This is a genomic window from Planktothrix sp. FACHB-1355 (genome assembly GCF_014748295.1).
GTDB classification, from domain to species: domain Bacteria; phylum Cyanobacteriota; class Cyanobacteriia; order Cyanobacteriales; family Aerosakkonemataceae; genus Aerosakkonema; species Aerosakkonema funiforme_A.
This window is the reverse complement of sequence record NZ_JACJUP010000067.1, coordinates 1-11,850: the sequence shown is the minus strand read 5'-3', so window position 1 is coordinate 11,850 and position 11,850 is coordinate 1. Positions and strand designations below refer to the sequence as shown.

Genomic DNA, 11,850 nt, shown 5'->3' with positions numbered 1-11,850 from the left:
AAAATAAAAAATATTTGTATATAATATTACATTAATTTTCGGGTTAATTAACGATATTGTTATACCCATTTAGGTAGAAATATTTTTGGGTTTTTGTAAGATAAGCTGCATTAACAGAAAACTATATAAGGAGGAATATTAAGCTTAACAGGTAAGGAAGCGCCCACAAGTTAGACAAAAAATACGGAATTTTGGTTAGTTAGTACCAGATCGATTGGGGAAGGGATCGAACCTTCCAGCTAAGCAATAAGCATCGAAGCCGAGAATTGTACTAACCTGAGCCAGGAAAATTAAGCTTAGGTCAAATTTTTTTCAGTTTTGGGAGAAAACAAGGATTTTTCCTTGTTTCTGTTTGTCATATAACACTTAAAAGTTGAAAACAGCGGGAATTAGACAAATGAACGAAATCGAGAAAGGAGGAATTACTTTGGCAAGTCAGGTTCAACTTTTGACACCTTTTCAAAGAAAGCTTTTACTCAAAAGTATGGAAACGGAGTTACGACCGGAGTACCGCCGTCGCATAGAAATCATCCTTTTGGCAGATGAAGGTAAATCGCAAACGCAAATATGTGCAGAGCTGGGATGTACTCAAGAAACAGCACGGTACTGGATTGCGATCGCACGAGAAGGCAAAGCGCACCAATGGAACGAGCAACCCATCGGTCGTCCCAAGACTATCAATACTCAATATCTCGATCGCTTAAAAGAATTGCTGAATCACAGTCCCCGCGAGTATGGCTATTCATTTGAGCGCTGGACAGCGCAATGGTTGGGGAAACATTTAGCCAAAGAATTGGGGATTGCGGTCAGCGATCGCCACATTAACCGCCTGCTCAAGCAAATGGGACTATCCACGCGATCGAAACCGGAAAAAGTAACAACCGATTTCCCCACAACTAAGAAATTTGGCATTACCATCCACGATTTACAGCCTACTTCAGTACCAGATTTTTTTTCACCCTTTAATATCATCGAAACCACTAAATAGACCTACTTAAATATTTGAGAAAGCTATGGTTCAACAGCCATCAGGATTTTCCAAACAAGATATAACTCAACAACTCCGCCAAAGCCTCTTTCAGGCAATTCCGGAATCAGAACTTTCCCAATATTTCCAGCTTTTTGAGCTAAGAGAACCAACAGCAGGAAAATTGTTTTGGCAGGCAGCAGACGCGACAGTAGGTATATATGCAGTCCTTGCTGGTAAAGTTAGATTGCTCGATCGCGACGATAACTTAATCGCTACACTCCAAACAGGCGCATCATTTGGCGAGCTAACTCTCTTTGGGGAAGAAGACTTTCAGCCTTATGCTGCGAGAGCTTCCATCAACCTCACACTTTGTTATCTTCCTGGCGAATTTCTGCAAAGCCTCATTCAGAAATATCCGCATATCCGAGAACATCTTTACCGTAAGGCTGTAGTTTGGGATTTGTTGCTGTTGTGCAAACAAAGTGGTTCCCTTCGGGATTTTCCCGGTGGGGAAGCGATCGAAGTGCTATCGCTTTTGGAACAGCATAACCTCGATGTGGGAAAACTCCCCGCACCCCTATTCAAAGATTGCAAACTTTGGTTCCTCCACCGTGGCGAACTCCTACATTCTTCAGGCCAAAAACTCACCCCCGGAAGCATCTACGCACCTTCCCAATTGAGTAAAGATAAAGATCGCAATTGGCAGGTAACTCAACCAACCGAACTTCATATCCTCACCGATTCCGATTGGGAAAAAGCGCTCTCTAGCTTGCCGCAATTAACTCAATTGATAGGAGAGGAAACCCCCCCAGCACGAGTAGAGCAGCCGAGGAACAGAGGCGCAGAGGCGCACAGGAGCAAAGAAAAATTCAGTCCAAAATCCAAAATCCAAAATCGCCAACCCCCCAATCCAAAATCCAAAATCCAAAATCCAAAATCGATCGCTAAAGCTTACTTTCCCAGTCCAACAGTAGCAGCTGGTCAATTGTGGCAAGGTTTTACCAGACGCTATCCGTTTTTTAAACAGCAAAGTGCGTCTGACTGCGGTGCTGCGTGTCTGGTAACGATCGGTCGCTACTGGGGTAAGCGTTTCAGCATCAATAGAGTGCGGGATCTTGCCAATGTCGATCGCAACGGTGCCTCTTTACGAAGTTTAGCAGCAGCAGCAGAAAGTATCGGATTTTCTACCAGACCTGTAAAAGCCAGCCTTGACAAACTTGCCAAACAAAGCTTGCCTGCCATAGCTCACTGGGAAGGGAAACACTACATCGTAGTCTACAAAGTAACTCGCGATCGCGTTATCGTTGCAGACCCCGCGATCGGTCAACGCAACCTCACCCATGCAGAATTCAAAGCTGGTTGGACTGGCTACTTATTATTATTGCAACCCACACCTTTCCTCAAAGAAGTCGATGAATCCAGCCAACCTTTCTGGCGATTCTTTGAATTACTAAAACCCCACTGGCTAGTGCTGTTGGAAGTGTTAACTGCTTCCATCTTTATTCAGATATTTGGATTAGTTACACCCTTATTCACTCAGTTGCTATTAGACCGAGTAGTAGTGCAGCGCAGCGAACTGACATTAACAGCAGTAGGCTTTGGTTTGCTCATCTTTAGCCTTTTCCGAGTCCTGATGACCGGACTGCGGCAATATCTTCTCGACCATACTGCAAACCGAGTCGATTTAGCACTAATTATCGGTTTTATCAGCCATACCTTCCGGCTACCGCTCAGATTTTTTGAGTCCCGTTATGTGGGAGACATCATCTCCCGCGTGCAGGAAAATCGCAAAATTCAACGTTTCCTAACTGGAGAATCGCTGTCAATCTTTCTCGATTTACTGACAGTCTTCGTCTATGTGGCATTGATGTTTTGGTATAGCTGGAGAATGGCAGCGCTGGTGTTATTAGTCTTACCGCCATTTCTGTTACTGACGCTGATTGCCACGCCTGTTTTCCAACGCATCTCGCGAGAAGTATTTAGCGCTTCTAACGCTGAGAATAGCTACTTGATAGAAGCTCTGGGCGGTGTTCGCACTATCAAATCGATGGCGATCGAGCGGACAGTACGCTGGCATTGGGAAGAACTGTTTAACAAATCCATTAGAAGTACATTTTCCGGGAAAGTTTTCAACAATTTTATTATCATCTTCAGCTCCACGATCGAAGCCGTGGCAACCACAGCATTACTTTGGTTTGGAGCTTGGCAAGTGATTCAAAATCAACTGACTATCGGGCAATTAGTTGCTTTTAATATGTTGCTCGGTAACGTTATTCGTCCGTTTCAGCGACTAATTGTATTGTGGAATCAATTGCAGGAAGTTGTCATTTCCGTCGAACGCATCGACGATGTGCTTGACGCGGAGCCAGAAGAAGATTTACAACACGAAATTCGCCAATCTTTACCGCCAATTCGCGGTCACATTCACTTCAATAAAGTCACTTTCCGCTATCACCCTGACAGCGATTCCAATACTCTAGAAAACATCAGCTTTGAAGCACAGCCAGGGCAAACTGTCGCCCTAGTCGGACGCAGCGGTTCCGGGAAAACTACAATTTCCAAGCTAGTTTTGGGTCTTTATCCGCCCACAGAAGGAAAGATTTCGATCGACGGTTACGATATTACGAGCGTGTCGCTGCGATCGCTGCGTTCTCAGATTGGTGTTGTCGATCAAGATACATTCCTTTTTGGCGGTACAATTCGCGAAAATATAAGCGTAGGACACCCAGAAGCGACGCTGGATGAAATTATTGAAGCAGCCCAACAAGCAGGGGCACATCAGTTTATTAAAGACCTGCCGATGGGTTACGAAACGCAAATCGGCGAAGGCGGCGGAATGCTTTCTGGGGGACAAAGACAGCGCCTTGCGATCGCTCGCGCCCTAGTAGGAAATCCCCGCTTGCTGATCTTAGATGAAGCTACCAGCAGCCTGGATGCTGAATCGGAGCGAATCATTCAAACCAACATGAGCAAAATTTCCCAAAACAGAACAACCATAATCATCGCTCATCGCCTTTCCACAGTCCGAAATGCTGACTTAATTTTGGTACTCGATCGAGGGGTATTGGTTGAAAGTGGCGACCACGATCGATTAATGGCAAAACGGGGTCACTACTTCTACCTCAATCAGCAACAGCTAACTGCCGTTGGCTAAATTCAGTTATTTTTACCCTTACGCACACGACAATGCCAAACACAAGAAGTACGCTAGATTCTATTACCAGTCGGAACGGTCATTCCCTCACCGACCAAACTTTGGCGGAAAATATTAGCGATCGATCGCCAGAAATATCTGAATCTCCCGCTGATGATTGGTCGCCTTTAAGTAAAGAACTAATCGATACATTGCCCCAGGTTTGGACGCGGGGATTGCTGTATTTGATGCTAGTATTTGCTGGCATCGTTTTACCCTGGTCAATGCTCTCTAAAGTCGATGAAACTGGTACTGCGAGAGGGCGACTGGAACCTTCTGGTGCAACTCAAAGATTAGATGCTGCCGTTCCCGGAACTGTCATCCAAGTTAGCGTCAAAGAAGGGCAAAGGGTAAAAGCTGGACAGGTTCTGATGGAATTGGAATCTGACGTACTCCGCAGCGACCTTCAGCAAGCCGAAACGAAATTGGAAGGTCAACAAAATCGGATGGCACAGTTGGAACTAATTAAAAACCAATTGTTGATTGCAATTCGCGCCCAAGAGCAACAGAACGAGGCGCAAAATTTAGAAAAATTAGCGCAAATTGAGCAGGCGCGACAAAACCTGAATTCTAACAAGACCGCTTATACATTGCAAGCAGAAAAACTAGCCCAAATTCAAGAGGCGCAAGCAAACCTCACAGCTAGCAAGACTGCTTATACTTTGCAACAGGAAAAACTAGCTCAAATTCAAGAAGCGCAAGAAAATCTGGAAGCAAAGAAAACTGCCTATACTTTACAACAGGAAAAACTAGCTCAAATCGAAGAGGCGCGGCAAAATATCAACGCAACTAAAACGGCCTACATCTTAGCAGACAGCCGTTATAAAAAGGATATGGCAGAAGTGGAGCGCTACCGGAAACTTTGGCAGCAAGGTGTGGTTCCGGAAGTTAAAGTAGTAGAAAAACAACAGTTGGCAGAAGAGAGCGAACGGTTGCGATCGCAAGCTGAAGCTGAGATTAAATTAGCCGAAGCGAGGTTGAAAGAGCAGCAAGGTAGCTATGACAAAATGATTCATCAAGCTGATGCTGAAATTAAGTTAGCCGAAGCGCGGTTAAAAGAGCAGCAAGGTAGCTATGACAAAATGATTCATCAAGCTAATGCTGATATTAAATTAGCCGAAGCAAGGCTGAAAGAACAGCAGGGCGGCTATGAGAAAATGCTTCATCAAGCTAAGACCGAGATCGAGCAAGCACAGTCATACGTAAAAGAGCAGCAAAGTGGCTACGAAAGCTTGCTACAAGCAGGTAAATTAGCTGTGCTTAAAAGTCAAGAACAACTGAAAGATTTGCAAGTGCAAATAACAACACTCAACGCTGAAATCGCGCAGAGTAAAAGTCAGATTGAATCTTTGAAATTTCAGTTAGGACAGCGAGTGCTGCGATCGCCAGTAGAAGGAACTATTTTTCAGTTGCCGATCGAACGTGCTGGCGCTGTAGTGCAACCCGGTCAGACGATCGCGCAAATTGCACCTGAAGAAGCCCCCCTAGTGCTAAGGGCTAATATAAGTAGCACAGAAAGCGGATTTCTGCGCGTGGGAATGCCCGTCAAACTTAAATTTGATGCCTATCCTTTCCAAGATTATGGCATTATTGACGGTCGCCTAACTTGGATTTCACCCGACTCCAAGATTACACAAACAGATCGAGGAACGGTGGAAACTTACGAACTGGAAATCACGCTCGATCGCACTTACATTCAAGCCCAAAACAAACGCATAGACCTAAATCCAGGTCAAACAGCAACCGCAGAAGTAATTGTTCGTCAGCGTCGCGTCATTGACTTCATCTTAGATCCCTTTAAGAAACTACAAAAAGACGGTCTGCAACTCTAGAAAAAGTTTTTTAATTCCCTGTCTGTATAGCTTGGCTTTGAGTGCTTGTTTCAAGTATTTTACAAAGACGTACATCATGCGAAATATCACAGTCTACCCCGAAGATTTGATCCGTCAAATCAAGCTATCCTGCCAAATACCCACATTTCTCGAAAATATCGCTACCCGCAAAATTATCACTTCTAAAGCGAAAGAACTAGGCATCAAAGTAGAGCCTGAAGAACTTCAGAAATCAGCAGACAACATCCGGTTGGCAAACAACCTCAGACGCACTGACCAAACCCTGGCATGGTTGCAAAAACATAGCCTATCTCTAGACGACTTAGAAGAAATAGCTTATTTTAGCGTCACTTCTTCAAAGTTAGCCGAACATCTGTTCGCAGATAAAGTCGAACCATTCTTTGTGGAGAATCTACTCAATTACGCTCAGGTCGTCATGTACGAAGTAATTTTAGATGATGAAGATTTGGCAATGGAACTTTTTTATGCTATTGGGGAAGATGAAATGAGTTTCCATGAAGTTGCCTGCCAATATCTCCATGACAAAGAGTTGCGCCGCTGTGGAGGATATCGGGGTACACTGCGCCGCAGCGATTTAAAACCGGAGATTTCTGCTGCCGTCTTCGCAGCTACTCCGCCCCAACTTATCAAGCCAGTAGTGACTTCTAAAGGAGCGCACCTGATTTTTGTTGAAGAAGTAATTCAACCGAAGTTAGACGCTACGGTACGCAGTAAAATTATTTCTGACTTGTTTTCTGGATGGATAAAACAACAAATTGTGCAAACTGAAATAGTTCTCTCCAGCTTTCAGGATTCCGATGCTGGTATTGCAGCATTGGATGATGCTCCCTTATAGAGAGCCAGTCCATTACTCCTTTCCCACTCAAAGAATATGTATTGCATGGGGGGAGTGGGGGAGTGGGGGAGAAAACAAAAACAGGTAACTTGCGATCGATAATTTTACAGTGGGAAGGGAGTAAGATTTGTTGATAAAAGAAACATTAAACTGAATTAGTATATTGGCTAAGCAAAGCGGTTGCTGCCTCAGCGTGCAAGGGTTTAGAAAAGAAATAGCCTTGCCCGTATTCGCATTGCAATATCCGCAGTTTTTCCATTTGCGATGCTGTTTCTATCCCCTCGGCAATTACATCCATACCTAAAATATGACTGAGCATGACGATAGTTTGAACGATCGCGGCATCTTCAGTCGTTTCTTCCATGCGACTGACAAAGGAACGATCGACTTTTAATGTGTCTACAGGAAAGCGATGTAAATAGCTCAAAGATGAGTAACCAGTACCGAAATCATCAATGCTGAATTTGAGGTTTAAAGCTTTTAAACGTAAGATTTTTGCAATGGTAGAATCAACATCTTTCATGGCCATACTTTCTGTGATTTCTAGTTTTAAACTATGGCCGTTTAGTCCTATTTTTTTGAGGATTTGTTCGATTCTTTCTATTAAATCTGGTTGAGCAAACTGTTGGCTAGAAAGATTGACGCTGATTGTTAATTCTGGTTGCATGGTAAATTGCTGTTGCCAAATACGCAGCTGGCGACAAGATTGTTCCAATATCCACTCACCCAAGGTAACAATTAAACCAGTTTCTTCCGCTACGGGAATAAACTCTACTGGGGAAATGAATTTGCCTTGGGAATTTTGCCAACGCACTAGGGCTTCAAAGCCTGCGATTTTCCCAGTTTCTAAAGATACGATCGGCTGGTAGTGGACGCTTAACTCTTGACTGTTTCCTTCTATTGCAGAAGCAATCGCTCGACGCAAGTCATTTTCTAACTGCAAGCGGCTGACAACTTGGGTACGCATACCTACAGAAAAAACTTCATAGCGTGCTTTACCCAATGCTTTGGCGCGATACATAGCTGTGTGGGCATCTCGCAGCAATTCTTCTGGTTTATAATTGTGCCCGGTTTGATTAAAAGCAATACCAAAGCTAGCAGTTATAAATATTTCTTGTCCCTTTAAATTAAAGGGTGAATACAGTTTTTTTTGGATTTTGTCAGTAACGAGAGTTACTAAATCGATATTGCTAATATCTGCGAGCAAAATAGCAAATTCGTCTCCTCCAATCCGTGCAACTGTATATTTAGCATGGAGAATGGCCTTTAACCTTTGGGTGATGATACGTAATATTTCGTCTCCAGCTTGGTGTCCTAAACCTTCATTAAATATTTTGAATTGATCGAGATCCAGGAAGATGACTGCAAATAAGTAATTAACCTGGCTTTTGCTGCGATCGATGGATTTTTGCAATTCCTTCAAGAATAAATCTCGGTTTGGTAGACCCGTCAAAGGATCGTAAAAAGCATTGTAGAATAATTTATAAATTCCGCTCGTGCCGCCAGTCGTTACCAATGCCAGTGTCGGCACTAGGAAGGGTATCCATACTGCATGAGTAAAGCAGATAAACCAAACAACAAACAATCCTGCTACTGCTACAGTTGCAGCTATTGCTAATGATAGTGGATGGCGAAAGCGCCACACTAAAATTCCTCCTACTAGCGACCAACCCCATATCCATAAAGCTTCTGCCCACTGAGGCCAGAACCAAAATAAAGGTCGATCGTCTAAGACGGTACTGAGGATTTGGCTTACCATTTGACCGTGGACTAGCACCCCAGGCATAGCGGCTTCTTGTCTGTCGATCGCATTGTAGGGAGTAAAGAAAAGGTCTTTTTCGCTCGGTGCTGTTGTGCCGATCAGTACGACTTTATCTTTCACCCACTCTTTTTGGATAGAGCCGTTCAAAACTTGGGTTAAATTTACCTGCCTTGCTACTTTTCTGCCTCGATAATTCAACAGTATTTGATATCCTTGGGCACCAATGTTTTGATATCCACCCGAATAAGGTTTTAAACGTAAAAAAGTTTTTTGACCTAATTGGAGCGAGTTAGAATAAACCTTAAAGTCAAGATTTTTATCTTTTAAATAGCTAAGGCTTACTCGCAGAGAAAACGAGTAAAATTTATCTGCTTTTGTATAGGCATACATTAAATTCCGGCGTATTACTCCATCCGGATCGAGAACTAAGTCATTAAACCCTATTCGTTCTTTTGGCACGCCTGGTGGAGGCGGCACATTTCTGCTATCGTTACTCTCCAGCTTGGAGATCGCGATGATGTTAGGCGCTTGCAACTGCTTCAACAGTTCTGCATGACCGGGTGGTTGGGGCAAATCCCGATACAAATCTAAACCAATTACCTTTGGCTGATAGGATTGCAGCTTTGCTAGGAGGGTAGCGACGGTTCGATCGGACACAGGCGATCGCTTTTGGGCTTGCAAATCTGACTCTGTAATTCCGATGACTAAAATTCGCGGATCTGGTTCGAGTTCGGGTTGAAATTGGGTAGCGCGGTCGAATTCCACTAGCTCTAAAGGTTGCAAAACTTCGAGTTGTCTGACTCCCAGCAGCAAACCCGCAATGAGTAAGCTACCAGTCAAAACAGGTTTTTGCCAAACCAGAGCTACGATCTGGGTAAGTTTACCCAGCGTCTCCTGGTTTCTGGCTGCAAGCAACAGCGAATGTATTTTCTTAGAAAGCCGATCGGTCACAAACGTTAAAAGAGTGAACTACTTAAATACTATTAACGGGATATACAGCTTGCGATCCTGATTTTATTGTGCAACTTATCCGTCCAGTGAGCCTTTTGTTTCGATCGCATCTTTATTGACAATTCTACTCTGCCTCGTCAGCTATGTTTTTGCGAGCGGGCATTCTCGCTGTCGGATTTTTCGATCTACTGCTGAGTAAATGTGTTTTAATATACAAAATTTGCTTTTCATGGAGCTTTAGCGGTTTAACTAAGTATTCCAAGCCTAATCTGCTGGATACAAGCCTTTTTTAAGCTAATGAGGTAATACTTGAGAAGACTTCTTAACTATACAGTAAGTATAATTACGTATTTTGATAAAGTTATGATACTAATTGTCCAGCAACGATCTCCCGCAAGGCAGATTTTCAATAGTTGTGAGTTAAGCAAAATAGCTAACTATACGATTTTCCTGGAAGACGTCATTAAAAAGAGCGATCGGCTACGATCGGCTTTGGGCCTTCGCTCAAAGCTGACAACTAGGAAAAATCAGAAAAAATATCCTTTTGGCAAAAGTCGTATTTCGCAAGATACATATTTGTTAAATTATTGAAATTACGAATAATTACGGTGGTAGTTCTAAGCTAAACAAGTTTATTATCAAAACAAGTCTAGTATCAAATATAGCGCAAGTTGAGAACCAAGCAATATGTTTAGGGTCATCTTTAATAGAAAGATAATTGCTGCCATTTGTTTAACATCGCTACTGACAATTTTTTCAAATAGCTTTACAATGCCGATACTGGCAAATGATTCAAATTCCGGTGAATCAGCAGAGGGGTTACCGGGACGACGGGTAGGCGGTGGCACTAGGTCGGGAACATTAGTCGCCGCAAAGCCAGTAACTGCTCTGGTTCCAGAAAATAACCAGGGATTAACTACTCTAGAAAATCCCACATTTTATTTTTATGTTCCTACAACGCCAAATTCACAAATGCTAGAATTTGTGCTTAATGATGAAGACGGCAATACAATTTACGAAAAAAAATTTACCCCTAATGGCAATTCCGGAGTGCTTGGGGTAGAACTTCCTGGCAACGGTGAAATACAACCTCTGGAAATCGGGAAAAATTACCGTTGGTATTTTGCAATTGTTAACGATCCTAAAGATCGCAGCGCTGATAATTACGTGAATGGCTGGATTAAACGAGTCCAACCCAGCCCGGATATAGTTACTAAATTAAAAGACTTAGGAGCATTAGAGCGGGCTGGCGTTTATGCAGATAATCAGCTGTGGTACGATGCTATAGCCATCCTAGCCCAGTTACGTCGTTCCCATCCTAATGACTCAGCTGTAGAGGCTAAATGGAAACAGCTATTACAGTCCGTTAAATTGGACAACATTACCCAAGAGCCTCTAATTGAATATCAAGCTTTTGTGCAGCAATCGGCTGTATCCGGCTATGTATCGGGGCCGCAATCTCAATGAAGAGAAGATCCCTCTAATTGTCGCGCTACCAACCTAGCGAATAACCCAGGTTGCTGAATCAGTTCCTCAAAAGAACCCACCTGGACTATTCGCCCCTGTTCCATCACATAAATTCGATCGGCATTACGGATCGTACTGAGACGGTGGGCAATAACTATTCTGGTAACATTCAACTTTTCTAAATTTTCAGTGACAATTTGTTGAGTGTTGTTATCGAGAAAGCTGGTAGCTTCATCGAGTAAGATAATGCGAGGCTGTAAAAGAAGCGATCGCGCGATCGCCATTCGCTGTCGTTGACCCCCAGAAAGATTGCTGCCACCCTCACTCACTACCGTGTGCATCCCCATCGGCATTTGCTCGATATCTTTAGCAAATCCTGCCATCCGAGCTGCTTCCCAAACTTCATTCATCGACACTAACGCACCGCCAGTGATATTATCAAAAATCGAACCTTGCATAAGGCGACCATTTTGCAACACAACTCCTAACTGTCGCCGCAGTGCTTGTAAATCTAATTGGGCTAAATCTTGACCGTCGTAATATATCTTTCCGCTTAGGGGAGTTTCAAACCCCAATAACAATCGAAAAATCGTTGATTTACCGCTACCTGAAGGGCCAACAATTGCCACGAATTCGCCCGGTTCTGCATTAATACTCACCCGATCTAAAATTAGCTGCCCTTCTTCCCGGTAGCGAAAAACTACCTTATCCAAAACTACGCGCCCCTGAAGATGACCCGGATCTGCTTTGTGGGTATCCGATTCTAATTTTCCTTGTAAAATTGGTTGCGCCCTCTCCCACAAAGGCGCAATTTGGATA

The 11,850-nt window shown here is 43.5% G+C and carries 7 protein-coding genes; 5 read left to right on the top strand and 2 right to left on the bottom strand.

What is annotated here, in order from left to right:
- Positions 1–397: 397 nt before the first annotated feature.
- From H6S82_RS05505 to H6S82_RS05490, 4 genes are all read left to right on the top strand, one after another.
- Positions 398–988: a helix-turn-helix domain-containing protein gene (locus H6S82_RS05505; protein WP_190464759.1), complete on the top strand. Its 591-nt coding sequence runs from the start codon at positions 398–400 to the stop codon at positions 986–988.
- 25 nt (positions 989–1,013) lie between these two features.
- Positions 1,014–4,124 carry a peptidase domain-containing ABC transporter gene (locus H6S82_RS05500; RefSeq protein WP_190464758.1) on the top strand — a complete coding sequence of 1,037 codons (3,111 nt, stop codon included), beginning with the start codon at positions 1,014–1,016 and terminating at the stop codon, positions 4,122–4,124.
- A 32-nt stretch (positions 4,125–4,156) separates the two neighbouring features.
- Positions 4,157–5,995, top strand: coding sequence for an HlyD family efflux transporter periplasmic adaptor subunit (locus H6S82_RS05495; protein ID WP_190464757.1), 1,839 nt, complete (start codon positions 4,157–4,159; stop codon positions 5,993–5,995).
- A gap of 76 nt (positions 5,996–6,071) precedes the next feature.
- Positions 6,072–6,851: a peptidylprolyl isomerase gene (locus H6S82_RS05490; protein WP_199315272.1), complete on the top strand. Its 780-nt coding sequence runs from the start codon at positions 6,072–6,074 to the stop codon at positions 6,849–6,851.
- 145 nt (positions 6,852–6,996) lie between these two features.
- Here H6S82_RS05490 and H6S82_RS05485 read toward each other — a convergent pair whose 3' ends face one another.
- Entirely contained in the window at positions 6,997–9,564 is a 2,568-nt protein-coding gene (locus tag H6S82_RS05485; RefSeq protein WP_190464756.1) for an EAL domain-containing protein, read from the bottom strand.
- A gap of 771 nt (positions 9,565–10,335) precedes the next feature.
- Between H6S82_RS05485 and H6S82_RS05480 the strand changes: the two genes are divergently transcribed.
- A complete protein-coding gene (locus tag H6S82_RS05480; RefSeq protein WP_242056833.1) occupies positions 10,336–11,031 on the top strand; it encodes a DUF928 domain-containing protein in 696 nt (231 codons plus the stop codon).
- Here H6S82_RS05480 and H6S82_RS05475 read toward each other — a convergent pair.
- The coding region (locus H6S82_RS05475) for an ATP-binding cassette domain-containing protein (protein ID WP_191056065.1) at positions 11,025–11,850 on the bottom strand (826 nt) is incomplete at its 5' end. The two genes, H6S82_RS05480 and H6S82_RS05475, sit on opposite strands and share 7 nt — an antisense overlap.